The following is a 25221-nucleotide window of genomic DNA, read 5'->3' as shown; positions in this document are numbered from 1 at the left end:
CATGGGCAGCATGACAGAGTTTGACTACATCGTGATCGGCGCCGGCTCCGCCGGCTGCATCCTCGCCGACCGGCTCACGGAAAGCGGCCAGCACCGCGTGCTCCTGCTCGAAGCCGGCGCCGCCGACCGCTCCCTGTGGCTGCGCATGCCACTGGGCTTCGCCAAGCTCTACCAGCACCCCAAATACAACTGGCGCTACAGCACCACCCCCCAGGCAGAGTTAGCCAACCAGCAGGTCTACACCCCGCGCGGCAAAGTGCTCGGCGGCTCCGGCGCCATCAACGCCCTGGTCTACGTGCGCGGCCAGGCCGGCGACTTCGACGACTGGGCCGCGCAAGGCAACCCCGGCTGGGCCTACGACGACCTGCTGCCCTGGTTCAAACGGCTGGAATCACACCCCCTGGGCGACACCTGCTGGCACAGCAGCAGCGGCAAAATCCGCATCACCCGCGACCCCGTGCACCCCATTTGCCAAGCCTTCTTCGCCGCCTGCGCCAGCCTCGGCTACGCCAGCAACGACGACTTCAACGGCGCCCAATTGGGCGGCTACGGCACCTACGACATCAACACCCGCGACGGCCGCCGCGACTCCTCGGCCAGCGCCTACCTGCACCCCGCCATGCGGCGCCACAACCTGACCGTCAAAACCCGGGCGCTGGCCGAACGCATCCTGTTCGACGAACAGCGCCGCGCCAGCGGCGTCGACGTGCTCATCGGCGGACAGCGCCAGCGCTTTGTCGCACGGCGCGAAATCATCCTGTCCGCCGGCGCCGTCGCCAGCCCGCAACTGCTGCAACTGTCCGGCATCGGCGACGGCGCGCTGCTGCAACGCCACCAGATCCCCCTCATCCACCACGCCCCCGCAGTAGGCCGCAAGCTGCAAGACCACCTGTGCACGTCCTTTTATTTCCGCGCCAACCGCCCGACCATGAACGACCAGATCCGGCACCCCTGGCAACAGGCGCGCGCCGCGCTGCAATACTGGGTCAAACGCCGCGGCCTGCTCGCCACCACCGTCAAGGCCGGCGGATTTTTCAGCAGCGCCGGGCCGGACGGGCCGCTGGACATGCAGCTCTACTTCAACCCCCTGTCCTACACCCTGCCGGACAACGGCGGCACCCCGCGCATCCAGCCCTACTCCGGCTACACCCTGTTCTTTTCCCCCTGCCGACCAAGCAGCCGCGGCAGCATACAAATCAGCAGCGCCGACATCCACAGCGCCCCGCACATCGACCCCAACTACCTGGCCACCGAACAAGACCGCCACACCGCCATCGCCGGCGCCCGCCTGCTGCGCCGCCTGGCCGCCACCCCGGCGCTGACCCAGGTCACCGCCGAGCAAACCGCGCCACGGCCCAACGGCGACGACGACGCCAGCCTGCTGCAATTCGTGCGCGAACAAAGCGGCTCGGTCTACCACCTGTGCGGCAGTTGCGCAATGGGGCGCGACGGCGTGGTCAACAGCCAACTGCAAGTGCACGGCGTGACCGCGCTGCGCGTGGTTGATGCTTCGGTCTTTCCCAACATCACCTCCGGCAACATCAATGCGCCGACCATGATGGTGGCGGAGAGGGCGGCGGGGTTGGTGCTGGATGCGGGCTGACCCGGGATCAAATCCGCAGGGCTTCGTGCAACCCGTGATCGTGCAAATAGGCAGGGTTCGTTGAAAGCCTCGTGTCAGGCACGTGCCAGGCGCATATCCCCCAGATTGGCCGCAGCAAATTCGTCGCTGGCCCCATCATCGAGTTCTTCCGTCGGCCTTGTTTCCCCAGTCAAAAGCCGTCGCCGTGAGAAATCCGTCAATGAATCTGTCCAGCAGATACCCGATGCACGTCGGGATGCACTTGAAGGGCGGTTCAACCGGCCAGATGAAATGGGCACCGACCATCTTCCGTACGGTGTGATTCCATTCCTGAATCATCCGTGCACTTTGTCGGCGTCGCTTGCCGTACATGGGGACTGTCTGCGCTCCGCCCCATATTTCACTAATGAAGCCATCATTCTTTCACACTGACGGCGCAAACACGAGTCGAACGGCGCCAATGGCTCCGGCCAAGATCATCAGGAGGCCGACAATCTCGTTCGCGGCGGGTAGCCGTTGCTGGACGAGCAGCCCAAATGTGGCCGCAAAAAGCGTCTCGACAGAGATCAGCTGACCGGTCAGGACCATAGGCAATCTCTTCGACGCGATGTTCCATGCCCAGGCACCACCAAACGACGACACCACCGCAAGCGACAACGCCCACATATAAAGGTGCCCGGCGTTCGACCACCCGAACCCCAGCGTCGGAAAATTAAACACCGACCATTGCAGACCCAATGGAATCAGCAGCAGTGTTCCGACTCCCGCTCCCGTCATCATTAGCCCGGTCCAGGCTATCGGGTGCAGTTGCGGGTTCCGTTCAAATGCACGCTGGTTGAAAACACTGAAAATGAGCCACGCGGCAACCGCGCTTAACGAGAAGCACACACCGATCAGCAGCGGAGTTCCGGCAGAGCGTTCTCCGCGTGCAAAGTGCTCCAGGTTCGTGAGGCATAGCCCGCATGCCGCAAGTGCGACCAGCGCAATGAGTTTGGTCCACGGCAATGTCTTATTTGTGGCGTTGCCGATAACGGCCGTCAGTATAGGCACCAGACCAAGAAAGGCGGGCGTTATCACGGGCCCAGCGTAGATGACGCCACCCATGATGCACGCCAGATAGCCCACGTAGCCGACCATGCCAAGGCAGAAAGCAAGCGCCATCTCGCCCACACGGAGACGACAGACCTGCGTCCAATGCATCGCCACGAACAAAAGGCCGAGAGCGCCCGCGAAAACAAAGCGCACACCGATGAAGTCATAAGCACTGTAGTGGCCTGTGACATAGGGCGAGAGGAAATTCAAAGACCAACTGAACGTGGCGAAAATGGCGGCGGCGACGCCGATGACGAGGTTCAGATGATCACCCCGCAATGGCGCGAGTTACGGATTTCTTCACCGTTCGCAATGTCCGTGAATTGTGCTCCGTATGTCGTTTGCTCGGGTCTCCCCCAGTCGGTGCCCATGCCCACACCACCGCCGCTTTCGGATTCGCCGTCGAACATGATGCGGTCCAACCGGGAACGCCAGTCAAGGAATCGAATCGTTACCGCCAGCCTGAAATCGGGCCCTTCGGTCTTTAATGGGCCAGATCGGTGCCAAGCCGACTTGGTAAAGAAAAAGGCGTCGCCCGGTTCGAAGTCGTCCTCCTCCTGGTGTTCCTCCATGAGCCCCGTAAGCAAGCTCGGCGTGCTGAAAATTTGGCCCAACGGGGCGGCAATCTCGTCGAGTGACTCCCCGCGCGCCATTTTCGAGGACAACATGCTGGAAATCTGAAAATTGGCTTTTGCAGACAAAATGTTTTCGGGTACATATGCCATACCGCCGCCTCCGCGCTCCACGTCCGCCTTGTCGAGGGGAATCCAAATACTGTAAGCCGAGTCCTGGGGCCGGATGTAACGGAAACTCAGTGAATCATGGTGCCAAGGGAAACCAGTTCGGGACTTGCTCCATTCAAATCCTTGCGCCTCCGTCATGAGACTGACGGCAGGGACTTTCATCGTTCCGGCTTCTTCAGAAGCGAGAGTGGTCACGGGTACCTCTCAGGTCGGTTGCGGCAGCGGTCAATCGCTTTGACGAAGCAGATAATTTGCCCTCTGTCAGCGTCTCGATATTGACGTACAGCGACCAATATTTGCCTGAATGCGACTCTGGGCGGCTTTTTCCCAAGGTGAACTGTCCCGACCATGATCGGGCCCCTGGTCCCGGTGCTGGAAATGCTCGACGATTCGCTGGTGGAAGCCGGCTACGACCTGGGCGGCAAAAGCAGCCAATGGTTCACCGAACGAATCCATACCCCATTCATCACCCGCTTCAACCGGGCACCAGGCTCGGCCTTCGGCTTCGTGCTGCTGGCCGCCCCCAGCCTGGCGGTATGGATGGGGCTGAAACTCGGTGGACAATCCTGTCCAGTTCACTCAGAACATGTTCAGTCCCTATGCAAGCCTCTCCTCCCATCGCCCCCCGTCTCGATCTGTACATCGCCGGCCAATGGGTACAGCCCGAAGGCGGGCGCTACCGTGACATCGTCGATCCGGCCACCGAGCGCTTGCTGACGCAGGCCGCCGAGGCCGGCGCAGCCGATGTGCAGCAGGCCATCGCTGCGGCCCGGCGTGCGTTCGACGAAGGCCCGTGGCGCGACAGCGGCACGCGCGAGCGCGCCCGTTGGCTCCACCGCATCGCCGAGGCCATCGCCGCTGATGCCGAGCACTTGGCCACGCTCGAATCGCTCAATACCGGCAAGACGATCAGCGAAAGCCGCACCGACATGGGCGACATCGCGGCCACGTTCCGCTATTTCGCAGCGCTGGTGGCCACCGCGTCGGGCCGGGTCAACGAGGCGCCGCCGCATGTCATCAGCCGCACGCTGCGCGAGCCGGTGGGCGTGTGCGGCTTGATCACGCCGTGGAACTACCCGCTGTTGCAGGCCGCCTGGAAGCTCGCGCCAGCGCTGGGCGCGGGCAACACGGTGGTGCTCAAGCCGAGCGAGCTGACGCCGCTGAGCACGCACCGCCTGGCCGAATTGCTGATCGACATCGGCTTGCCTCCGGGGGTGTTCAATCTGGTCACCGGCTCCGGCGAGGCCGGCGCCGAACTGGCGCGCCATCGGGAGGTGGATCTGCTGTCGTTCACCGGCGGCGCACTGGCAGGGGCCGCAGTGATGAACGCGGCCAGCGGCAACTTCAAGAAGCTCGCGCTGGAACTGGGCGGTAAAAACCCGAACATCGTGTTCGATGACGCCGACTTCGACACAGCGCTCGATTACGCGCTCAACGCCGCGTTCTTCCATGCCGGCCAAGTCTGTTCGGCCGGCTCGCGGCTGATGGTGCAGAGCGGCATCCACGACCGCTTTGTCGATGCGCTGGTGGCGCGCACGCGCCGCATCCGCCTGGGCAACGGTTTTGCCGATGGCACGCAGATGGGGCCGGTGCAATCGGCCTTGCAGCGCCAAAAGGTAATGGCCATGGTCGCTGCCGGTGTCGAGCAAGGCGCAGTGCTGCGCTGTGGCGGCAAGGCGCCCGCAGCGCAGGCCGGCCAGACCTTCGGGCGCGGCTTCTGGCTGGAGCCGGCTGTGCTCACCAACGTGCGCGCCGAGATGGCGCTCGCAACCGAAGAAATCTTCGGCCCGGTGTTGACCGTCGAGCGCTTTGGCTCCGAGCAAGAGGCGCTACGCCATGCCAACGCCACGCCGTTCGGCCTGGCCGCCGCCGTGTGGACCCGTGACCTCGATCGCGCCAACCGCGTCTCGCGTGCATTGCGCTTTGGCACTGTGTGGGCCAATGACTACCACCCCTATTTCCCTGAAGCGCCTTGGGGCGGCTACAAGGCCAGCGGCATCGGCCGCGAACTGGGGCCGGGTGGCCTCGATGAATACACCGAGCTCAAGCACAGCTATATCAACCTGGCGCCGCGCCCGCTGAACTGGTTCGGCGCCGCCGAATGACCGGCCAAGGCGCCGGTTTGGCCGCAGCGCTGCTGGCTTGACATCGGCCCTGGCGCTTGCCGAACCTGTGGCTGCACCGGTTTGGCAGGTGGCCAGCGATTTGCCATTGCCAACCTCCTGCGCCCCCGTTCCGGGATGGGCCTGCGGGCAGATTGGTAAGATAGGCGCCAATCCCCGTCGCTTGGATTGTTTTTGTTGTGATTCGTTGCTTCACGGAAAGGCTTGTATGACGACTTCTGACACCACCACCACCACGACCACGGCTACGGCTACGACCCAGGGCGATCTGGAAAAGCTGGTCTCCGATCTGCGCGGGCTGCTGGCCAACAAGAACCTGGACGCGGTTCCTGAAATCAGGCAACTGCGCCAGCGCCTGGACGATGGCATGCACAGCGTGCGCGATTCGGCAGTGCGCGCAGCGCAGGACGCGGCCCGGCAGGCCAAGGAAGCGGCTTTGGCCGCCGACCGCTATGCGCATGACGAACCCTGGCGTGTGGCCAGCGCTGCGCTGGCCGTGGGCGCCTTGATCGGGTTCCTGCTGGCACGCCGCTGCTGATCGGCGCGCAATGCCGATCATCGGAGGCGGCGCATGAAATGGCTCTCGTTGCTGGGGCTGGAGGGTTGGTTCGCCCGCTGGCGCGGCCATGTGATCGAAGCGGCCAGCGCCGCCGAGGACCGGATGCACCTGGCCTGTCTGGAGTGGCAGGACCTCAAGCGCCATCTCCAGCAACTGCTGGTGCTGACCATCGCCGTGGTCGCTCTGACGGTGGTGGCGCTGATCATGCTGTCGCTGGCCGTGCTGGTGCATTTCTGGGACAGCCCCCAGCGCCAACTGGTGGCCTGGCTGGTCGCGGGCCTATGGTCTGCGGGCTGGTTTTGCAGCTTGGCGGCCTTGGGTCGCGTGGCGCAACGCACGGGCAATGGCCTGGCACTGACCCGCCGCGAACTGGCGCAGGACTGGCGTGACATCAAGGAGCGCCTGTGAGCATGCCGTTTTCCACTTCGACCCCGGCGCAGCCGGAGCAGGTGTCGCAGCCGGTGCGGATACCGCCGCCGACGGCCGCGCAGCAGTTGGTGCTCGACCGCATCGAGCAGCAGCGTGAACGCTTGCGCGCCCGCCGCGCAGCACATGACCGGCCGCTGGCCGTCGCCGAAAGCCATGCCGGCGCTGGCGCCGATGAATCCCTCGTGCTGCGCACCGCCTGGTTCGTGCGCGAGCACCCTTGGGCCGTGGCCGCGATGGTGCTGCTGGCCGCCGTGGCCGGGCCGCGCAGGCTCGTTCGCTGGGCGGGGGTGCTGCTGCCGGTGCTGGTGCGCCTCAAACGCTGATTCCGTTGCTCAATCATCCGTGCACTTCGTCGGCGCCGCTGGCCGGGCATTCGCACCGTCTGCGCCCCGTCTTCGCGTTCACGAACGATTTGGCAACGCAATGACAGGCCCGCAGCCGCCCATGGCCTTGATCGCCCGGGCCGCCTGCACGACCAGCGCCGGGCCTTCATAGATCAGGCCGGTGTAGATTTGAACCAAGTCTGCGCCTGCGCGGATCTTGCTCACCGCATCTTCGGCGCTCATGATGCCGCCCACGCCGATGATCGGAAAGCCCTTGCCCAAGGCGGCGCGTAGCTGCCCGATGACTTGGTTGCTCGCTTGCAGCACGGGGGCGCCGCTGAGCCCGCCGCTTTCCTGCGCGTGGCGCTGGCCTTGCACGACGGCACGATCGATGGTGGTGTTGGTGGCAATCACGCCGTCGATGCCATGCCGCTGCAATGTGGCGGCCATCAGCGACAGTTGCGCTTCATCCAGATCGGGGGCGATCTTGACGAACACCGGCACGCGCCGCCCATGCCGCGCGGCCAGCGTTGCGCGGCGCTCGGCGATTGCGCCGAGCAAGTGGTCGAGCGCCGCGTCGCCCTGCAGGGTGCGCAGGTTCTGTGTATTCGGTGAACTGATGTTCAGCGCCACATAGTCCGCATGCGGGTAGACGCCTTCCAGACAGGCCAGGTAGTCGCTGCTGGCCTGCGCCATCGGGGTGCTGGCGTTTTTGCCGATGTTCAAACCCAGCCGCAGCGCAGAGCCTGCAGCGCGCAGGCGGGACTGCTGCAGGTTGTGCACAAAGGCTTGCAGTCCGGCATTGTTGAACCCCAGGCGGTTGATCAGCGCCCGGGCTTCGGGCAGGCGGAACATGCGTGGCCGGGGGTTGCCCGGCTGCGCTTGGGGCGTGACCGTACCCGCTTCCACAAAGCCGAAGCCCATCGCGCCCAGCGCATCGATGCACCGGGCGTTTTTGTCCAGGCCCGCAGCCAGGCCGACGCGGTTGGGAAAGCGCAGCCCGGCCAGTTCGATCGGGTCATCCACGGTCTGGTTGCACCAGGCCCATTGCAGCGGCGTGCGCTGCCCGCGTGCCAGCAGGTCGATGATGAGCTCGTGGGCGGCTTCGGCGTCCAGGCCAAAGAGAAAGGGGCGGGTGAGGGCGTAGGGGAGCAGGGGCATGGGAGGATAATTCTCCCATGACGACCACGCCCCCTTTGCCTCGGCAATTGCCCCGGGGCCTGACCCAAGACGAACTCAAGACCCGCGTCGGCCAGGCCGCTTTGCGCTATGTGCTGCCGGGCGATATCGTGGGGGTGGGCACGGGCTCTACCGTGAACAAGTTCATCGATGCTCTGGCGGGCATGAAAGAGCAGATCAAGGGCGCCGTGTCCAGTTCGGTGGCAAGCACCGAACGCCTGCAGGCCCTGGGCATCGCGGTGTTCGATGCCAATGCCGTGCCGTCGCTATCGGTCTGCATCGACGGGGCCGACGAAATCGATGGCCAGGGCCATATGCTCAAGGGCGGCGGCGCCGCGTTGACGCGCGAGAAGATCGTGGCAGCGCTGGCCGAGCGCTTCGTCTGTATTGCCGACGAGTCGAAACTGGTGCGCACACTGGGGCAATTTCCCCTGCCCGTCGAGGTGATCCCGATGGCGGCCAGGCACATCGCCCGCCGTTTTGCAGCCATGGGCGGGCAGGCCAGTCTGCGGCTCAGGAACGGGCAGGCGCTGGTGACCGACAACGGCCAGCATATCCTCGATGTCAAGGGACTGTCGATCACCGACCCGCTGGCGTTCGAGTCGCAAGTCAACCAATGGCCGGGCGTGGTGACCGTGGGGGTGTTTGCGCACCAGAAGGCATCGGTCTGCCTGTTGGGCACGGCCCAGGGGGTCAAGACCCTGGTTTACCCGGGGCCGGACAGGCCGGAGCCGGCGACCCGCCGATGCTCCGCATCAAACCATTAGCTCGATCAGGAATGGCCCGTCTTGCCGGAAGCTGTGCGCCATCAAAGTGGCAAGCTCCTCCATGGTCGAGGCGCGCGCGGCTTCCACTCCCATGCCATTGGCGATCTTCACCCAGTTCAAATCCGGGTCGCCCAAGTCGAGCATTTTCATCGCGGTCGCGCCAGGCTTGGCGCCGACGTTGGCATATTCGCCAATGAGGATGTTGTATTTGCCGTTGTTCAGAATGATCGTGGTGCAGGGCAGTTTTTCGCGCGCTTGGGTCCATAGCGACTGAACCGAATACATGGCCGAGCCGTCTGCCTGCAAACTGATCACCCGACGCTTTCCCCCGGCGGCGATGGCTGCGCCAGTGGCAACCGGCAGGCCGCCGCCGATGGCTCCGCCGGCCAAATGCAGCCAGTCGTGGTCAGGCGCTGCATGCGTTTGGGGGTAAAAGCCGCGCCCATAGGAGATGCTCTCGTCGGACACGATCGAATGCTCCGGCATCAACGCTGCGAGTGTCTGTGCCAGCCCCTCAGGGGTCGGAGCGCCTTTGGCTGCGATGGGGCGCGGGCCAGGGTCCGGGATGGCGGATTCGGGCGCTCCCAGTGCGTCGACCAAGGCGCCGAGGGCCAATTGCGCATCCTGGTCGGGCCGCGACAAAACGTGCAGTTGCGCCGTCGGAGGATATTGCGTCGATGGCTTGCCCGGATAAGCAAAAAAACCAACCGGGGCTTTTGCATTCACCAGGATGATGTGCTCGAAGCGGCTCAATGCCTTGATGGCCTGATCGGTGTTGTACGGCACACGTTGAAGCTGCATATGGCCGCGTCCGCGCGCCAAGTGTGAAGCCATGAAATCAGCCTCGATGGCGGCACCGGTCGCTCGACCGATGCGCCACGCCAGCGCCTGGGAGTTTCCGAGCACGCCATGGCCGGAAAGCAGGATGAGCACGTTCTTGCCGCTGCGCAGCACGCGGGCCGCGTTCTCTACCGCCGCCGGGTCCATCGGCGCAGGTGCGGGCACAGGCAGCGGTTGCGCGACCGTTCCACCCTCGTTCCAACAGGTGTCGGACGGCAAAATCAGCGTGGCCACCCGACCGGGATAGCTGCTCGCCGCTTGCACTGCGGCAGCAGCGTCGCGCCCGACATCGCAGGCATGGGTGCTGGTGCGCACCCAGGCCGAGACAGTGCGCGCCAGGCCATCGGTGTCGGCAGTCAGCGGCGCATCGAACGGGCGATGGTAGGTGGCCTGGTCCCCGACGAGGTTGACGATGCCGCTGTGCGCACGGCGCGCGTTGTGCAAATTCGCCAGGCCATTGGCCAGTCCCGGCCCGCAGTGGAGCAGCGTGCAGGCAGGCTTGCGCGCGATCCGGTAGTAGCCATCTGCCATGCCGGTGACGACGTTTTCCTGCAGCCCCAGCACGCAATGCATTCCAGGGGTCTGGTCCAAGGCCGCAACGAAATGCATTTCGCTGGTTCCGGGATTGGCAAAGCAGGTGTCTACCCCCGAGTCCAGCAGGGTGAGGACGAGACTTTTCGCTCCGTTCATTGTCGATACTCCATTGGTTTGAGAACGCTGTCCATTGCATTGTCAGCAGATGCAGAGGCCATGCGGCGGTCCGGCCATCAGTAGCCCACGGCCTGGCCATCACGCCGCGCATCGGACGCCGCCACGTAGCCCGCATCAGAGCGCTGGATCAGTTGCGCTGCGCCGAACTCAAGGCTGTCCCGTGCTGCAATCGCCACATTGTGGCCCCATCGGCCCAATGTCGCGGCAACCTGCGGATCGACATCGCTTTCGAGGCCCACGCAGTCCGGGTCCACGCGAAAGCGCGGGGCGTCGCTCATGGTCTGAGGGTTTTGGCCGAAATCGGCCAGCCTCGTCATCATCTGCAGATGGCCCTGAGCCTGCATCGCGCCACCCATGACGCCAAAGGCCATCACCGGCACCCCCTGCCGGGTCACGAAGCCGGGAATGATCGTGTGAAAAGGCCGCTTGCCCGGTGCCACTTCATTCGGATGCCCCGCTTGAAGCGAAAAATTCTCGCCGCGACTGTGCAGCGCAATTCCGGTTCCGGGCACGACGACACCAGAGCCAAAGCCGCGATAGTTCGATTGAATGAACGACACCATCATGCCCGACGCATCGGCGGCGGTCAGATAGACCGTTCCCCCGCTCTTTGGCAGCCCCGCCGTCGGCATGTTGGCGCGGTGCGGATCAATCAACCGGGCACGCTCGGCCAGATAGGCCGGATCCAGCAGCGCTTCGGGGCGCACGGTCATTGCGGCCGGATCGGCGACATGCGCATGCAAGTCGGCGAAAGCCAGTTTCATCGCTTCTATCTGCAGGTGATAGAACCGGGCGCTATCGACGGGGCCGAGATCGAAGTGCTCCAGCAATCCCAGTGCGATCAACGCAGCAATGCCCTGCCCGTTCGGCGGAATCTCATGCAGCGTCAATCCCCGGTAGTTTTGCGCGATCGGCGTCACCCATTGCGCGCGGTGCGCCGCGAGATCGGCCAGGCTGATCGAGCCTCCGGTACGCTGCGCATGTGCGGCAATGGCCTCGGCCAGGGGGCCGCGATAAAACGCTTCTCCACCGGTCTCGGCAATCTGTTGCAGCGTGCGCGCCTGCTCTGGAAAGCGCCACGACTGGCCCGCACGCGGCACCGCTCCATCCTTCGCGAAGGCAGAGGCAAAGCCCGGCTCATGCATGAGCGCGGGCGCTTGCATCGCCCATTGGCGTGCGATGCGCGGCGACACCTGGAACCCTTGCTGCGCGTAGTCGATGGCCGGCTCGAAAAGCTGCGCGAATGCAAGTTTGCCAAAACGATCGGCAAGGGCCTTCCAGCCGGCGACCTGGCCTGGAACCGTCACCGTATCCCATCCGGTCCGAGGCATCTGGCTGCGTCCGGCAAAGTGCTTGCGCGTCCACGCGGCAGGCGCACAGCCGCTGGAGTTCAATCCATGCAGTGCGCTACCGTCCCACACCATGGCGAACATGTCGCCGCCGATCCCGTTCATCACGGGCTCAACCACGGTCAACGTGATGGCGGTTGCCAGTGCGGCATCGACAGCGTTGCCACCCGCGAGCAATGCGCGCAGACCCGCCTGCGCGGCCAAAGGCTGGCTGGTCGACACCACATTGCGTGCGAACACCGGCATCCGCTGGGAGCGGTACGGAAAGGCATCGAAACAGGAACTCATATGTACCTCGTCATGGGGGGATGAACCATAGCGACTGCATCGCGGCGGGTATGCCGCCCCGTCAATGGCTGCACGAAATGAAATCGCCGCGTTTCGTGCCAAGGCCAGCGCCAGGCGCCATTTTCATGTGCCGTCATTTGCGGGCCGGCACACTAACGCAGATCGATGCCTGCCAAGCGTACCAATTTCTCGGTTTTGAGAGCATCCTGACGCACCATCTGCGCGAACTGCGCCGGGGAAGCGGCAGTGACCTCGGCACCTGTCATCTCGATTTTCGCCACCAATTGCTTGTCGTGCAGACTGCGATTCAGTGTGCGCCACAGCTTTTCGACGACATCCCCGGGTATGCCTTTGGGTGCGACCAAACCGTACCAGGGATAAATGTCATAGCCCGGGTATCCCTGCTCGGCGATGGTCGGCGTTGCCGGAATCATGGGAGACCGGTGGGCCGTCGTGATACCCAGCGCATGCAGCTTTCCGCTCTTCACATGAGGCAGTCCTGTCACGATGGTGTCGAAGTACAACGGAATCTGGCCGCTCAAGATGGCAGGAATTCCCTCGAATGCACCTTTGTATGGCACATGGAGCATCTCGGTGCCCGTCATCTGCTTGAACAACTCCCCGGCCAAATGTGAAGTCGTGCCATTGCCGAATGACCCGTAGGACAGCTTTCCCGGATTTTCCTTGGCATGGGCAACGAGTTCGTGGAGTGTTTTCGCGGGCACGGTGGAGTTTGCCAGGAGGATGAGCGGTGTGATGCCAATCAGTCCGATCAACTCGAACTGCGACGGGTCGTAGGGCAGTTTCTGGTAGAGATACTTGCCCGTCACCAAAGTGTTATTGGTTCCTATCAGCAACGTATATCCATCGCCTGCCGCCCGTGCTGCTGCCTCCGCCCCGATAATCCCCCCTGCACCGGGGCGATTGTCGATGATCATCGATTGCCCGAGCTCCGTTGCCATGCTTTCACCAATGGCGCGCGCCAAACTGTCAGTGGCCCCGCCGGCAGGAAATGGAACGATCAGGCGTATCGGACGGTCAGGCCAGCCCGTTGCGGGTTGGGCGAGGCCGGGTACCGCCTGCATTGCAGGAACAAGACCTGCGGCTGTCGCCAGTATCTGCTTGAGGAATTTGCGTTTCATGATTTACCTGCAAGGTAGTTACCCAGTCTCTTTGGCGCCGAAGGTGACCCGGGAGTGTGTCACCGCAGCGCGCCCGACAAGCACCGTTGCATGCGAACGCTTTGCGCACTGGCCAATACCGCTGTCGGTGATGCCGACTTTATCGAGGTGATGGTGGGCACGCCCGGTGGCTTGCTGACATGACAAACCCGGTATATGGACAGGTGCTTCGATCGCGTTTTCCGATACCGACATCTGCGACCACGGATCGAAGCTCTGAAACACCATGCCGCGCACCCCATGGCTACCGCAGGATTCATGCAAGTTCTCGACAAACAATGTGGCCATGAAAGCGTCGTGAGGTGATTTCAGGAAAGCCGGTTGCGTGGAAGAAACCGGTAGGGTAGTCGGCTGAAGTCCAGCATCGCCGGGCCTGGGGCGTCAACGTCGATGATGCAGGCCAAATGCTTGGCAAAAGCGGCCCGGAAATGGTTCTTCGCCTTGATGCACAGCAGCCGAACTTGCTGCAAGTCAATACCGTGCAGGCGGCACCAAGCCATGTCGTTGGGGGATTGGCAGGTTTCTGTCACCACGACCCGCAGCAACGGCAGTTGCACCCCCCGCAGCACCACAGTGCGTCCGATATGGCATGACAAACCCTGCTCCATAGGACCGTCGTTAATGAAATCGCCGCTCGTCAGACGCTCCACCACAGCGTCAAAGGCGATAGAGCCGCCGTACTCCGGCACGACACGCCCCCCGAGTTGGACTTGCAAATGGGCGCCGACACCCAGAGCATGGCATTGCCCGACCAGCGCCGGGTCATGAAAAAAGGCGAAAACAGTGTCTTGTCGAATCGGTTGCGCCAGCAACGCGGCCAGCAACCCGGTGGTATCACCGGTGCCTCCCGACAGCGGATTATCAGCAGGATCGACGACGGCAACGCAACCTTGGTGCCGCTCCAGGTAATCGTATGCCTGGCGCAATCCTTCTGATGAATTTGGCAATGTCGGAATGAAATCAGTTCGTCGCGCGAGCAATGCATCCACCATTTTCTGCGCCAGCATCGCGGCGTATTGCCTGGCAGCGTTGAAGCCGGGGTGCTGCAGTGCATCGACACAGACGGTCATGCTGGAGGATGTCTGGGCGGTATCGGCATAGCCAAAACCGCCAAAAGGCGTCACATCCAATGCCTGCCGTCGCTTCACCATGCTGTTGGCCATGGTTTCGAGCGCGTGCATCGGGACTGCTGTCGTAGCCATTGCATGGCTGGGCAAAACCACCCCGGTAATTGCCACATGGCTGAGCGGGCGAATTTCTCCGAGCAAAGAGCGGTGCAGCAGATCCAACGCCCGCTCTGCGGTCTCGTACATATCCACATGCGGATAGGTTTTGTAGCCGACCATGATGTCGGCCAGATCGCTCAGGTATGGGTCATGGTTGGCGTGCAAATCGAAGCTCAGCGCCAGTGGAGTTTTCCAGCCAATGCAGTCGCGTATCCTTTTGACCAGAGCGTAATCGGCGTTATCGTGGTCCTGCGCAACCATTGCGCCATGCAGCGACAGGTAGACACCATCCAACGGATGCCGCACCTGCAATTGCTGCAATCCATGCACGATGTCATTGACGATGGTGTCATAGACCCCGGTATCCAACGGGCCACCCGGTGGCGCAGCAGCGCAACGCAGCACATGGGTCTGGTAATCGGCTGCATGCGCATGCATCCAGTCCACTACCGCGCCCATTTCGGTGCGGGTATTTTCGTAACCGGCGACCATGCTGGCCGCATCATGCCATTCGCGGGTCTGGAAATCTTTCAGCGTGGTGCGGCGTGGGCAAAAGGAGTTGCCTTCAAACCAGAGCCGCGCTACCGCGATATGGCGTTTGTTCATATTCGTTCGGCTAACACCGGCAGGAGGTCGTGCTTGCGGCAGATGCGCGGCATTTCCGGTCGCCAGGTCTTGGGCAAAACGATGACCTCATCCATGTCCTGGACGGGCTTGCCGAAAAAGCAGCACGGCATGGCAGTGCGCGCAGGGCTGATGCAGTCGCAACGGGGGCCTCTGGCGGCGTCGATAAACGGTCGCCAATGAGCGCCTGGTTTTCCAGCGCCGGCTTCATGGTTGCATGTCATTGGCTTGCGGACGAATGCTGATGGGGAAATACTTCTTGTTGATGGCGTCGTATTTGCCATTTTTGAAGATGGTGTCGAGCGCGGCATTGACTTTATTCAGCAACCCGGTGTCGCCCTTGCGCAACGCGACGCCGGCACCTGCACCCATGAATTTGGCATCCATGAAGGGCTGGCCTTTGACTTCGAAGTTCTTGCCTTCGTTGGTCTTGAGCCATTCCAGCATGGGCAACTGTGCGGCCAACACGGCGTCCAGACGACCATTACCCAGGTCCAGATTGTGGTCCGGCACGGCGGCGTAGGACTTGGCTGTCGCCGTCGGGAATTTCTCTTTCAGTATTTTTTCGTAGACGGAAGCTGTTTGAACACCGATGGTCTTGCCCTCGAATCCATCGCTACGGATCGTCATGGCCTTGCCTTTGGGGCCGACGATCACTGCCTGGTCTGTATAGTAGGGTTTGCTGAATGCGACTGCCTTCTTGCGCTTTTCAGTGATCAACACGCTGGAGACGATCATGTCGTACTTGCTGGATATCAGTGCCGGAATGATGCCGTCCCATGTCTGAATGACGAAGCTGCATTTGACCCTCATTTCATCGCACAATGCGTTTGCAATATCTACGTCAAAGCCTTTGACCTTGCCATCCTTGTCGACTTCGTTGAAAGGTGCGTATTCACCCTCCACGCCAATCCGGATGGACTGCTGTGCGTGTGATGCGCTGGCGCCCAGACCCAGGGTCAGTACCAACAACGCGCCCAGGAGGGCTGTCATTTGCTTTTTCATGGTCGTTTCATCCGTTGTCAGTTGTCCGTTGTGCTTGATGGTGGGCAGGCATGGCCGCGCAGATTTTCCCGCCCGGAATCCGTGAAGGCAGCGTATCCATTCAATGTGCCTCGCGCGGACGCAAATAGGCGAGCCAGTGTTTTTCCATGCGGCGGAAAATCCAGGCCAATGCGTTGGTCAACACCAAATAGAAGATGCCGGCAATCAGAAAAGGCTCGAAGGGGTTGTAAGTCTCGGCGTATATCTGTCGTGCGATGCCGGTCAGGTCGGCCAAGGTCACCAGACTGGCCACCGAGGTGGCATGCATCAGCATGATGACTTCGTTGCTGTAGGCTGGCAGGGCGCGGCGCAGGGCGGATGGAAGCACGATGCGGCGCAGTAACAACCAGTGGTTCATGCCCAAGCTGCGCGCTGCTTCCACCTCGCCATGGGGCGTGTTGCGAATTTGACCGGCCAAAATTTCTGCAATATAAGCGGCGGTGTTGAGGGTGAACGCCAAAATGGCACAGCCATAGGCCTCCCGCAGGTAGGGCCAGGCCCAGCTCTCCCGAATCCACGGCCACTGCGCCAGTCCGTAGTACAGCATGAACAACTGGACCAGCAATGGCGTGCCACGAAACAGGCCGGTGTACAACCAGACACTGCGGGACAACAGCCAGTTCGATGAATTGCGTGCCAGCGCCAATGGCACGGCCAGTGCAAAACCAATGGCCGAGGAGATGCTCAGAAGTTCCAGTGTCAATACCAGTCCCTGACCAGTGCTGAATACCGGAGCGTCAGGGCTGCCGCCCAAAAACATGGGAAATTGCTCCACCAGATTCTTGAGTTCCATCACAGGTCTGCCCCCCGCACACCACGCGAAAAGCGTAGCTCCAGCAGCCGGAATACACCAATGGAAACACCGGTGATGGCCAGGTAGACGACACAGACCACCAGGTATGCGCCGAAAGAGTCGCGCGTTGCGGATTTGGCCATCGCCGCCCGGTGCATCAAATCGTTCAGGCCAATCACCGAGACCAGCGCCGTGCTTTTGATCAGCACCATCCAGTTGTTGGAAAAACTGGGCAGTGCAAATCGAACCATCTGCGGCAGCGTGATGCGCCAGAACACACGCAGCGGCGACATTCCGAATGAGAGACCCGCCTCGGCCTGGCCGCTTGGCACTGCCATGATGGCAGCACGAAAAGTCTCCGTCATGTACGCGCCGAAGATGAAGCCGATGGTGGTGATTCCGGCCAGCATGGGGTCGATTTCCACCGCTTGCCAGCCCATGGTCGCGCTGGTCTGGTTAATCAGGATTTGGGCACCGTAGAACAAGAAAAGCAGCCACACCAGTTCCGGCACACCCCGTACCAGCGTCGAATAGGTGGCAGCCAGCAAGGTCAGCAGCCGCGATCCTGACAGTTTGCAGGCTGCACCCACGAGGCCCAAAGCCACTGCCACCGCCAGTGATCCCAGGGCCACCGTCATTGTCACCGTAACGCCTGCGGCAATATGGGGAACATGTTCAATCAGCATGGTGCATGCCTTGGCGCCATGGGCAACGACAGCGTGAAAGTGGTTCCGTCAAAAGTAGCGACGGGTCACGCCATATATAGCGCAGTTCAGGAATTCGGGAGCCATCCGGGGCATGCCAGACAGCCTGGGCATCTTCGACGGCGCGCATGTGGCGATAGAAACTGATGGCTGATTGGTTGGGCGCCACGACCCACAGGTGCAAAGCATTGTCCGGGTAATGCTGCAGCGACCAGCGCGCAATTTGCCCCAGCAGCAGGCGACCGGTTCCCCTTTGCTTTTTTTCCGGGTGCGTGTGAAGGTTTTCCAATAAAGTGCCGGCCTGAACGTCGTAAGCGCCATAGGCACAGGCAAATCCCATCAGATCATCCGGGCGGCCGGCATCGTCCGTTTCCAGCACCACCACGTATTGACCTGCGGGCGGTTCATTCAAACGCCGTTGCCAGTCGTTCAAACGATCGGCATCGAGCCTCTGGTCCAGATACTCATCCGTGAGAACGCCCCGATATGTTTGACGCCAGCTTTCGGCATGCAATGCGGCGACACCTGCCGCATCCGCTGGCGTTGCTGGTCTGAGTTTGATCAAGAGAATCTCTCTTTTCTCGCCTGATTGGGCAAGCACTCATTTTTTCAGTGGTGACACCAACGGATCTGAAATTTCACCGCCTTGTTCATCAGAACTGGTTTGTCAGAACCGGATGCCGGCCGGATTGCTGGGCGTGGGGCCGTCGTTGACCGGGGCGGCTACCCGTTCTGCGGGCGCGGGGGTGCGGTTTTGGGGCGCGGCAGGCTCAACGGCTTTGATGGCGACCAGCGGGCTGGGGGCGGGCCGGCGATAGTTGCCGGGGAGCTGGGACTGCTTGGGGTAGCCGGCTGCGTCCAGGTACTGTGTCCATTCCGTGTCCGAGTAGCCGGTCAATTGCTGGCCGCCAATGGTGCCAAAAGGCAGGCTGGAACTGCCGCTCAGGCGCTGGAGCGCGGCGATGTCCTCGTTGCTCGATACGGTGCGCTCGGTAAATGGCACGCCCCGCGCCGTCAGCATGATGCGCACGCTGGCGCAGGGGGCGCAGTCGTCGCCGGTGTAGATCGTGACCGGAAAGCGGTTGACGATCTGGCGCAGATCGTATGGCAGCGCAGCACCGTTGGCGGCGGCGGGCGCCGGAGCGCGTACCGGCTGGGCTTTGGCGTCGGGCGGCGGGCGGTCCGAGAAGCTGACCTTGCCGTCCGGGCCGACGATGCGATAAACCGTTTGGGCTTGGGCACTGGCGCAGGCCAGCGTCAGCAGCAAGGATGCCAGCAGGGGGGCAAACAGGGGTTGGTGCATGATCGTTGCTCCTTGGGTTTCGATCGGTCGTGATCGGTTGCAGCGGGCCCATGTTGCAGCAGCAGGCTCAGGCGGTCGATTCTTCGATCATGCCGCGGTGGCGCAGCAGGGCATCCAGGCTGGGCGCACGGCCGCGGAAGGCTTTGAACGATTCCATTGCCGGGCGGCTGCCGCCCGTTTCCAGAATGGTTTGGCGATAGCGTCGGCCGGTTTCGATGCTGGGCTGGCCATTTTGGCCTGCGGTTTCTTCAAAGGCGGCATAGGCATCGGCGCTGAGCACTTCGGCCCAGTGGTAGCTGTAGTAGCCCGCCGCATAGCCGCCGGCAAAGATGTGGCTAAAGCTGTGCGCGGGGCGGTTGAATGGGGGCGAGGCCAGCACCGACACTTCGTTGCGCACCCGCTCCAGCAGCGGCATGAAGTCCTCGGCCGGGTCATGCTCGGTGTGCAGCAGCATGTCGAACAACGCGAATTCGATTTGGCGCAGGGTCTGCATGCCGCTTTGGAAGTTGCGCGCCGCGAGCATTTTGTCGAACAGCTCCCGGGGCAGCGGCGCGCCTGTGTCCACATGGGCTGTCATGTGCCCGAGCACATCCCATTCCCAGCAGAAGTTTTCCATGAACTGGCTGGGTAGTTCCACGGCGTCCCATTCCACGCCGCTGATGCCCGAGACATAGAATTCATCGACCTGGGTCAGCAGGTGCTGCAGCCCATGGCCAAATTCGTGGAACAGGGTGATGACATCGTAGTGGGTCAGCAGTGGCGGCCGGCCATCCACGCCGGGCGCGAAGTTGCAGACCAGGTGCGCCACCGGCGTTTGCAGCGCGCCGGTGTCGGGGCGTAGCCAGCGGTTGCGCACATTGTCCATCCAGGCGCCGCCCCGTTTGCCGGTGCGGGCGGGTTGGTCGAGGTAGAACTGGCCGATCAGTCGGCCGCCGCGTTCGATGCGGTAAAACTCGACTGCGGCATCCCATACGGCGGCCGAGTCCGGGCGAATCGAGACTTCAAACAATGTCTCGACGATTTTGAACAGTCCGGCCAGCACCTTGGGGGCGGTGAAGTATTGCTTGACCTCTTGCTCGCTGAAGGCGTAGCGGGCCTGTTTGAGCTGCTCGGACAGGTAGTACCAGTCCCAGGCCTGGGGGTCGTCCAGGCCCTTGTGCCTGGCCGCAAAGGCGCGCAGGTCGGCCAGGTCTTTTTCTGCATGGGGGCGCGCCCGGCGCGCCAGGTCGCGCAAAAAGCCGATCACTTCGGCGGGCGACTGCGCCATTTTGGGCGCGATCGACAGCGCGCCGAAATGGGGGTAGCCAAGCAGTCGGGCTTCTTCGCGGCGCAGCGCGAGAATCTCGGCGATCGATGCGCTGTTGTCGAACTGTCGGTTCTCGGCCTGGTCGGAGGCGCGGGTGACATAGGCGCGGTAGAGTTTTTCGCGCAGTTCGCTGCGGCTGGCAAATTGCATTACCGGCAGGTAGCAGGGCCATTTGAGTGTCAGTTTGTAGCCCGCCCGCCCCTCGGCCTGCGCGGCGGACAGGGCTGCTTGCCGTATGTCGGCCGGCAGGCCGTCGAGTTCTTCGGCGCTGGCGTAATAGGCAAAGGCTTCGGTGGCGTCGAGGACGTTTTCGCTGAATTTCTGGTCCAGTTCGGCCTGGCGCTGCTGGATGCAGGCGAAGCGTTCTTTGGCGGCCCCGGTCAGTTCTGCGCCGGCGAGCACGAAGTTGCGCATGGCGTTGCGGTGGGCCTGGCTTTGCACGGGCGTCAGTGACGCGGGGTCGATGGCCTTGTACTTGGCGTACAGCCGCTCGTTGGTGCCCAGGCGGGTCCAGAATTCGGTGATGCGCGGCAGGGCGGCGTTGTAGGCGGCCCGCAGTGGCGGGGTGTCGGCCACGCTGTTCAAATGGCTGATGGCGCCCCAGGCCCGGAGCAGTTGCTCGTTGGGCACTTCCAACTGCTCCATGATGGCTTGCCAGCGGGCCGGGAAGCCGGGGGCGGTGACGGTCTCCAGTGCCTGGCTGGCGCGCTCCAGCAGCACATCGATGGCGGGCGCGACATCCTGCGCGCCGATGCGGTCGAAGGGGGGCAGGTCCGAGGGGGTCAGAAGGGGGTTGTCCATGTCCGGGTGTCAGGGGTTTGCGGCGCTGCGCTCGGTCGCTTGCATGGTGTTGACCAGTAGCATGGTAATGGTCATCGGGCCCACTCCGCCAGGCACCGGGGTGATCCAGCCTGCCACCTGTTTGACGCGGTCGAAGTCCACGTCGCCGCAGAGCTTGCCGTCGGCTTGGCGGTTGATGCCCACATCGATGACGATGGCGCCCGGTTTGACCATCTCGGCGGTCAGCATCCGGGCCCGGCCGACGGCGGCGACCACGATGTCGGCCTGGCGGGTGTGGTAGCCCAGGTCGGGGGTGGCGCTGTGGCACAGCGTCACCGTGGCATTGGCTTGCAGCAGCAGCAGGGCCATGGGTTTGCCGACGGTCTGGCTGCGCCCCACGATCACTGCGTGCCGGCCTGCGATGGCCTGGCCGGTGGATTCGATCAGTTTCATGCAGCCGTATGGCGTGCAGGGGCGAAAGCCGTCCAGGCCGGCCAGCAGCGCCCCGGCAGACAGCACCGAGTAGCCGTCCACATCCTTGGTGCTGGCAATCGCCTCGGTGACCCGGTGCGGGTCGATGTGTTTGGGCAGCGGCATTTGCACCAGGATGCCATGCACGCCGGGGTCGGCATTCAAGGCGGCGATGCGTTCGAGCAGCGCGGCCTGGCTCAGGTTGGCGGTGTATTTTTCCAGGACGGAGCGCAGGCCGTTGTCTTGGCAGGCGCGGATTTTGTTGCGCACGTAGATGGCGGAGGCCGGGTCTTCGCCGACCAGGATCACGGCCAGACCAGGCTGGTGGCCACGGGCCGTCAGGGCCGCAGCGCGCTGCGCCAGCGCGCTGCGCAACTGGCGCGACAGGGCCAGGCCGTCGATGGTGTGGGCTGTCATGGCGCAAATATCGATGGAGTCTGCTTTGGGTGCTTGATTCATCCGTACCGTTGGCTATTGAAAATGTAGCGGAGTCGATCAACCCTTGGGGGCGTTCTGTCCCAGGGCGATCTTGAGCAGGTCGGCCACGGTGTTGGCGTTGAGTTTTTCCATGATGTTGGCGCGGTGCGCTTCCACCGTTTTGATGCTGATGCCCAGGTCGTCGGCGATTTGCTTGTTCAGACGGCCGGCGACGATGCGTTCGAGCACCTGCGCTTCGCGGCTGGTGAGCTTGGACAGCAGCGCTTCGCGGCAGACGGCCTGCTGGTAGTCGGCGAAGGCTTCGCGCGCATGGTCGAGCATGCGTTCGACCAGCCCTACCAGTTCGGGCTCGTCAAAGGGTTTCTGGATGAAGTCCAGCGCGCCTTTCTTCATCGTGTTCACGGCCATGGGCACGTCGCCATGGCCGGTGATGAAGACGATGGGCAGCGGCGATTTGCGCTCGACCAGGCGGTCTTGCAGTTCCAGCCCGGTCATGCCGCCCATGCGGATGTCCACGATCAGGCAGGCCACTTCGCGCGGGTCGTAGCGTGACAGAAAGGTTTCGGCCGAATCGAAACAACGCACCCGGTAGTCCTTGCCTTCGAGCAGCCATTGCAGCGAGTCGCGCACGGCTTCGTCGTCGTCAACCACGTAAACCGTGCCTTTTTTCGGAATCAAGCTCATGCAACCATCCTTGGGGTCTGTTCGTTTGCTACCGTAGTTGCAGCGGCATCAGCTGGCTTGGCAAGCGGCAGCCAGAAGGTGAATCTGCAACCGGCAAGCTCCAGGCCATTGTAGAGGTTCTCCACATCCATTCTTCCCTGGTGCGATTCGACGATGCTGCGGCATAAGTTCAGGCCCATGCCCATGCCTTCTTCCTTGGTGGAGAAGAACGCCTCGAACAGGCGTTTGCGTACTTCGGGTGCCAGGCCCCGGCCGGTGTCGCACACCGAAAACTCCACCCCATCGTGCTCGTCGACCTGCCGGGGGACTACGCGCAGTTCCACGCTGCGGTTGGGCGGCGGGCGCTTGGCATGCTCGATGGCTTCGGCCCCGTTCTTCATCAGGTTCACCAGCACCTGTTCGATCAGGATGGTGTCGGCCATCACCGGCGGCAGGCGGGCCGCAACGTGGTGTGTCAGGCGCACGTTGCGCCGGCGCAGTTCGATGTCGGCCAGTTCCACGGCCTCGGTGACCATCGAGTGCACATCGGCCAGTGTGCGGTTGGGCTCGCTTTTTTGCACGAAGGAGCGGATGTGCTGGATGATTTGGCCGGCGCGCTGGGCCTGGTGGGCGGTTTTTTGCAGGGTCTCCAGCAGGGCTTCTTCGCCGAGTTGCCCGTTCTGGATGCGAAGCAGCAGCCCGCTGCAGTAGTTGTTGATCGCCGTCAGGGGCTGGTTCAGTTCATGCGCCAGGCTCGATGCCATCTCGCCCATCGTGATCAGGCGGCTGACCGATTGGGCGCGCTCGGCCTGTCGTCCGGCCTGTTCTTCGGCCAGGCGCCGGGGGGTGATGTCGGTGGCAATCACCATCTGGGCCAGGCGCCCGTCGACCCAGTTCAGGTAGCGCGAGCGCACTTCCAGCCATTTGCCCAGTTCGGTCAGGTAGATTTCGGTGTTTTCGCTGCGCGCGCTGGTCAGCGGGTCGGTCGGCAAGCCCATCAGGCCATCCTCGTCGTCCATGCCGCTGTGCTCTTTGCCCGAGATGGGCACCATGCCAGCCTGTGCCACCAATTGCAGATGCCCGCCGGTGTGCGAGCCAAACCATTGGCGGTACAGCTTGTTGGCAAACAGCAGTTCTTCGCTGCCCAGCGGGGCCACCGACACCGATGCGTCCAACGACTCCAGCACGATGGTGAAGCGCTCGTGCGAGGCCGACAACTGCGCCCGGATCCGGTTGGGCTCGGTGATGTCGGTCATTGATGTCATCCAGCCGGTCTGCTGGCCATGGGCATCGATCAGCGGCGACACATACAGCCGCGCATCGAACAGCGTGCCGCTCTTGCGTTTGACGCGCACCTGAAAGCCGCCGGCGGTGGTGTTGCCGCTGAGCTCGTCGCGCAGTTTGGCCTGCAAGGTCTCCAGGTCGGATTCCGGCCAGTAGGGGAATGGCGCTTTCAGGCCCACCAGTTCCTGCGCGCTCCAGCCCGTCATCTGGCAAAAGGCGGCGTTCACATAGCTGATGCGGCCTTCCAGATCCAGCGCGCGCATGCCGGTGAGGATGGAGTTCTCCATCGCCCGGCGGAAGTTGGTTTCGGCCACCAGCGCTTCTTGCGTGCGCATGCGGCGGCGGGTGTGGCGCCAGGTGGCGATCAGCATCCAGGCGGTCATCCCGCTCAGGGTTCCCACCAGCCAGAACAGGCCGCTGCCGACCATGCCCAAGGAGGTGCGGTAGGCCTGGGCACGCAGCGTCAGGCCGTTGCCCACCGGGGAGACGGGCACTTCGTATTCATTGGCGCGCGGCTTCCAGGGCAGCAACTGGCTGGCCTTGTTGCGCGGGCCCAGCGGCGTGCCGGCCAGCAAATGGCCCTTGTCGTCGAGCAGCGTCACGGCATAGCGCGCCAGCACTTCGGTGGGCGTGCCATAGCGCAGCAGGCTGTCGATGGAGTACTCGCTCAGCACCACGCCGCCGAACCGGCCCTGGTTGTTCAGCGGCACTTGCAGTTGCAGCAGCGGCGCGGCGTCGCCCGCAATGACGCTCGGCTGCACGTACACCGGCTGTTGCAGGTCGCGCGCCAGACCAAAGGCGTCGGCGGTATCGCCGGGCTTGAGCACCTCGCCGGCCATGCGCAGTTGCCCGCTGCCCAGCGTGGGGGCGGCCTGGCTGGCGCGGATGCGCCGGCGCTCGTCGATCCAGGTGATGGCTTGCAGTTCGGGGTATTGGCTGATCAGGATCTCGGCGCGGCTGACGAAGTCCACGCGCGCCAAGTCTTGGTTGGACAGGTCGCGGGCAATGCGCATGATTTGCTCCTGGCGCTCGAGCAAGCGCAAGCGCACACGCTGGTGCGCATATTCCACGTCGCGCCGCAGGGCTTCCTGTTCGCGCTCGACCTCTTCGGCGCGCAGATACCAGAACGCTGCAACGATGGCGGCCAGAAACATCAGCACTGCGGCCAGCGGGGCGAGGGCGGCGAACCGGTCTTGCCGGGTGGGCGACAGTCCGCGCCACCAGTTGCGCCACCAGCGTATCGGCGCAGCCACGGACGGCGCCGTGGGGGAAGGGGGCATGGTGTCCATCCCGCAAGTGTAGGGTGCGCAGCGCGCTGCTTTGCCGCAGCCGCCGATGCAGGCCGTTCATATATTGTTGCAATATGAAATTATCAAGCACTATTTGAAATCAGGAAAAGATATGCGAAACTTGCCGCCT

Annotated in this window: 23 protein-coding genes; 6 read left to right on the top strand and 17 right to left on the bottom strand. The window is 63.0% G+C overall.

The window, feature by feature from the left end; all coding sequences use genetic code 11:
* Nucleotide 1: 1 nt before the first annotated feature.
* Nucleotides 2-1603, top strand: coding sequence for a GMC family oxidoreductase (locus tag VEIS_RS09500; protein ID WP_011809701.1), 1602 nt, complete (start codon nt 2-4; stop codon nt 1601-1603).
* A 402-nt stretch (nt 1604-2005) separates the two neighbouring features.
* Here VEIS_RS09500 and VEIS_RS09490 read toward each other — a convergent pair whose 3' ends face one another.
* Complete coding sequence (locus tag VEIS_RS09490; RefSeq protein WP_011809700.1) at nt 2006-2953, bottom strand: DMT family transporter; 948 nt, start codon at nt 2951-2953, stop codon at nt 2006-2008.
* Complete coding sequence (locus tag VEIS_RS25905) at nt 2935-3612, bottom strand: phytanoyl-CoA dioxygenase family protein (RefSeq protein ID WP_011809699.1); 678 nt, start codon at nt 3610-3612, stop codon at nt 2935-2937. The genes VEIS_RS09490 and VEIS_RS25905 overlap by 19 nt, the downstream gene beginning before the upstream one ends.
* 404 nt (nt 3613-4016) lie before the next feature.
* Here VEIS_RS25905 and VEIS_RS09480 point away from each other — a divergent pair, with 404 nt between their 5' ends.
* The 4 genes from VEIS_RS09480 (at nt 4017) to VEIS_RS09465 (ending at nt 6851) form a co-directional block, all read left to right on the top strand.
* On the top strand, nt 4017-5522 hold the full coding sequence (locus tag VEIS_RS09480; protein ID WP_011809698.1) for an aldehyde dehydrogenase family protein: 1506 nt from the start codon (nt 4017-4019) through the stop codon (nt 5520-5522).
* A gap of 226 nt (nt 5523-5748) precedes the next feature.
* Nucleotides 5749-6078, top strand: a complete 330-nt coding sequence (locus tag VEIS_RS09475) for a DUF883 family protein (protein WP_041949925.1) — start codon at nt 5749-5751, stop codon at nt 6076-6078.
* A 33-nt stretch (nt 6079-6111) separates the two neighbouring features.
* Nucleotides 6112-6507, top strand: coding sequence for a phage holin family protein (locus VEIS_RS09470; protein ID WP_011809696.1), 396 nt, complete (start codon nt 6112-6114; stop codon nt 6505-6507).
* Between the two features lie 2 nt (nt 6508-6509).
* Nucleotides 6510-6851 carry a hypothetical protein gene (locus VEIS_RS09465; RefSeq protein WP_011809695.1) on the top strand — a complete coding sequence of 114 codons (342 nt, stop codon included), beginning with the start codon at nt 6510-6512 and terminating at the stop codon, nt 6849-6851.
* Between the two features lie 78 nt (nt 6852-6929).
* On the opposite strand, the gene VEIS_RS09460 is transcribed toward VEIS_RS09465, so the two are convergent.
* On the bottom strand, nt 6930-8012 hold the full coding sequence (locus tag VEIS_RS09460; RefSeq protein ID WP_011809694.1) for a quinone-dependent dihydroorotate dehydrogenase: 1083 nt from the start codon (nt 8010-8012) through the stop codon (nt 6930-6932).
* Between the two features lie 17 nt (nt 8013-8029).
* Between VEIS_RS09460 and rpiA the strand changes: the two genes are divergently transcribed.
* Nucleotides 8030-8797, top strand: coding sequence for a ribose-5-phosphate isomerase RpiA (rpiA, locus tag VEIS_RS09455; RefSeq protein ID WP_011809693.1), 768 nt, complete (start codon nt 8030-8032; stop codon nt 8795-8797).
* Here rpiA and VEIS_RS09450 read toward each other — a convergent pair.
* The 14 genes from VEIS_RS09450 to VEIS_RS09385 form a co-directional block, all read right to left on the bottom strand.
* On the bottom strand, nt 8786-10327 hold the full coding sequence (locus VEIS_RS09450; protein WP_011809692.1) for an acetolactate synthase large subunit: 1542 nt from the start codon (nt 10325-10327) through the stop codon (nt 8786-8788). The two genes, rpiA and VEIS_RS09450, sit on opposite strands and share 12 nt — an antisense overlap.
* A gap of 77 nt (nt 10328-10404) precedes the next feature.
* Entirely contained in the window at nt 10405-11985 is a 1581-nt protein-coding gene (locus tag VEIS_RS09445) for a gamma-glutamyltransferase family protein (protein ID WP_011809691.1), read from the bottom strand.
* A 152-nt stretch (nt 11986-12137) separates the two neighbouring features.
* Entirely contained in the window at nt 12138-13127 is a 990-nt protein-coding gene (locus VEIS_RS09440) for a Bug family tripartite tricarboxylate transporter substrate binding protein (RefSeq protein WP_011809690.1), read from the bottom strand.
* 18 nt (nt 13128-13145) lie between these two features.
* The gene (locus VEIS_RS09435) at nt 13146-13454 is read right to left on the bottom strand and encodes a hypothetical protein (RefSeq protein WP_041949924.1); all 309 of its coding nucleotides are present in this window, start codon (nt 13452-13454) and stop codon (nt 13146-13148) included.
* A gap of 20 nt (nt 13455-13474) precedes the next feature.
* Entirely contained in the window at nt 13475-14998 is a 1524-nt protein-coding gene (locus VEIS_RS09430) for a M81 family metallopeptidase (protein ID WP_011809688.1), read from the bottom strand.
* 225 nt (nt 14999-15223) lie between these two features.
* Entirely contained in the window at nt 15224-16021 is a 798-nt protein-coding gene (locus tag VEIS_RS09425; protein ID WP_011809687.1) for an ABC transporter substrate-binding protein, read from the bottom strand.
* Nucleotides 16022-16121: 100 nt separating this feature from the next.
* Nucleotides 16122-16820: an ABC transporter permease gene (locus tag VEIS_RS09420; protein WP_049774054.1), complete on the bottom strand. Its 699-nt coding sequence runs from the start codon at nt 16818-16820 to the stop codon at nt 16122-16124.
* Nucleotides 16821-16852: 32 nt separating this feature from the next.
* Entirely contained in the window at nt 16853-17539 is a 687-nt protein-coding gene (locus VEIS_RS09415; RefSeq protein WP_011809685.1) for an ABC transporter permease, read from the bottom strand.
* The gene (locus VEIS_RS09410) at nt 17529-18122 is read right to left on the bottom strand and encodes a GNAT family N-acetyltransferase (RefSeq protein WP_232287886.1); all 594 of its coding nucleotides are present in this window, start codon (nt 18120-18122) and stop codon (nt 17529-17531) included. The genes VEIS_RS09415 and VEIS_RS09410 overlap by 11 nt, the downstream gene beginning before the upstream one ends.
* 102 nt (nt 18123-18224) lie before the next feature.
* Nucleotides 18225-18860: a DUF4124 domain-containing protein gene (locus VEIS_RS09405; protein WP_011809683.1), complete on the bottom strand. Its 636-nt coding sequence runs from the start codon at nt 18858-18860 to the stop codon at nt 18225-18227.
* 67 nt (nt 18861-18927) lie between these two features.
* Entirely contained in the window at nt 18928-20967 is a 2040-nt protein-coding gene (locus VEIS_RS09400) for a M3 family metallopeptidase (RefSeq protein ID WP_011809682.1), read from the bottom strand.
* A 9-nt stretch (nt 20968-20976) separates the two neighbouring features.
* A complete protein-coding gene (gene folD / locus VEIS_RS09395) occupies nt 20977-21834 on the bottom strand; it encodes a bifunctional methylenetetrahydrofolate dehydrogenase/methenyltetrahydrofolate cyclohydrolase FolD (protein WP_041950702.1) in 858 nt (285 codons plus the stop codon).
* Between the two features lie 78 nt (nt 21835-21912).
* Nucleotides 21913-22539: a response regulator transcription factor gene (locus VEIS_RS09390; protein ID WP_011809680.1), complete on the bottom strand. Its 627-nt coding sequence runs from the start codon at nt 22537-22539 to the stop codon at nt 21913-21915.
* Entirely contained in the window at nt 22536-25091 is a 2556-nt protein-coding gene (locus VEIS_RS09385) for a PAS domain S-box protein (RefSeq protein WP_041949922.1), read from the bottom strand. The genes VEIS_RS09390 and VEIS_RS09385 overlap by 4 nt, the downstream gene beginning before the upstream one ends.
* Nucleotides 25092-25221: the final 130 nt, after the last annotated feature.

The organism is Verminephrobacter eiseniae EF01-2 (assembly GCF_000015565.1).
GTDB lineage: Bacteria > Pseudomonadota > Gammaproteobacteria > Burkholderiales > Burkholderiaceae_C > Acidovorax > Acidovorax eiseniae.
Note: the sequence above shows the minus strand (reverse complement) of the source record. Positions and strands in the feature narration are given on the sequence as shown.

What these genes read in the sequence shown, in the direction of transcription:
- VEIS_RS09440 (WP_011809690.1), bottom strand. Translation starts at nt 13,127, where the DNA reads ATGAAACGCAAATTCCTCAAGCAGATACTGGCGACAGCCGCAGGTCTT.
- VEIS_RS09445 (WP_011809691.1), bottom strand. Translation starts at nt 11,985, where the DNA reads ATGAGTTCCTGTTTCGATGCCTTTCCGTACCGCTCCCAGCGGATGCCG.
- VEIS_RS09405 (WP_011809683.1), bottom strand. Translation starts at nt 18,860, where the DNA reads ATGCACCAACCCCTGTTTGCCCCCCTGCTGGCATCCTTGCTGCTGACG.
- VEIS_RS09390 (WP_011809680.1), bottom strand. Translation starts at nt 22,539, where the DNA reads ATGAGCTTGATTCCGAAAAAAGGCACGGTTTACGTGGTTGACGACGAC.
- VEIS_RS09400 (WP_011809682.1), bottom strand. Translation starts at nt 20,967, where the DNA reads ATGGACAACCCCCTTCTGACCCCCTCGGACCTGCCCCCCTTCGACCGC.
- VEIS_RS09450 (WP_011809692.1), bottom strand. Translation starts at nt 10,327, where the DNA reads ATGAACGGAGCGAAAAGTCTCGTCCTCACCCTGCTGGACTCGGGGGTA.
- rpiA (WP_011809693.1), top strand. Translation starts at nt 8,030, where the DNA reads ATGACGACCACGCCCCCTTTGCCTCGGCAATTGCCCCGGGGCCTGACC.
- VEIS_RS09475 (WP_041949925.1), top strand. Translation starts at nt 5,749, where the DNA reads ATGACGACTTCTGACACCACCACCACCACGACCACGGCTACGGCTACG.
- VEIS_RS09435 (WP_041949924.1), bottom strand. Translation starts at nt 13,454, where the DNA reads ATGGCCACATTGTTTGTCGAGAACTTGCATGAATCCTGCGGTAGCCAT.
- VEIS_RS09480 (WP_011809698.1), top strand. Translation starts at nt 4,017, where the DNA reads ATGCAAGCCTCTCCTCCCATCGCCCCCCGTCTCGATCTGTACATCGCC.
- folD (WP_041950702.1), bottom strand. Translation starts at nt 21,834, where the DNA reads ATGACAGCCCACACCATCGACGGCCTGGCCCTGTCGCGCCAGTTGCGC.
- VEIS_RS09465 (WP_011809695.1), top strand. Translation starts at nt 6,510, where the DNA reads ATGCCGTTTTCCACTTCGACCCCGGCGCAGCCGGAGCAGGTGTCGCAG.
- VEIS_RS09425 (WP_011809687.1), bottom strand. Translation starts at nt 16,021, where the DNA reads ATGAAAAAGCAAATGACAGCCCTCCTGGGCGCGTTGTTGGTACTGACC.
- VEIS_RS09430 (WP_011809688.1), bottom strand. Translation starts at nt 14,998, where the DNA reads ATGAACAAACGCCATATCGCGGTAGCGCGGCTCTGGTTTGAAGGCAAC.
- VEIS_RS09500 (WP_011809701.1), top strand. Translation starts at nt 2, where the DNA reads ATGGGCAGCATGACAGAGTTTGACTACATCGTGATCGGCGCCGGCTCC.
- VEIS_RS09420 (WP_049774054.1), bottom strand. Translation starts at nt 16,820, where the DNA reads ATGTTTTTGGGCGGCAGCCCTGACGCTCCGGTATTCAGCACTGGTCAG.
- VEIS_RS09385 (WP_041949922.1), bottom strand. Translation starts at nt 25,091, where the DNA reads ATGGACACCATGCCCCCTTCCCCCACGGCGCCGTCCGTGGCTGCGCCG.
- VEIS_RS09460 (WP_011809694.1), bottom strand. Translation starts at nt 8,012, where the DNA reads ATGCCCCTGCTCCCCTACGCCCTCACCCGCCCCTTTCTCTTTGGCCTG.
- VEIS_RS09470 (WP_011809696.1), top strand. Translation starts at nt 6,112, where the DNA reads ATGAAATGGCTCTCGTTGCTGGGGCTGGAGGGTTGGTTCGCCCGCTGG.
- VEIS_RS09415 (WP_011809685.1), bottom strand. Translation starts at nt 17,539, where the DNA reads ATGCTGATTGAACATGTTCCCCATATTGCCGCAGGCGTTACGGTGACA.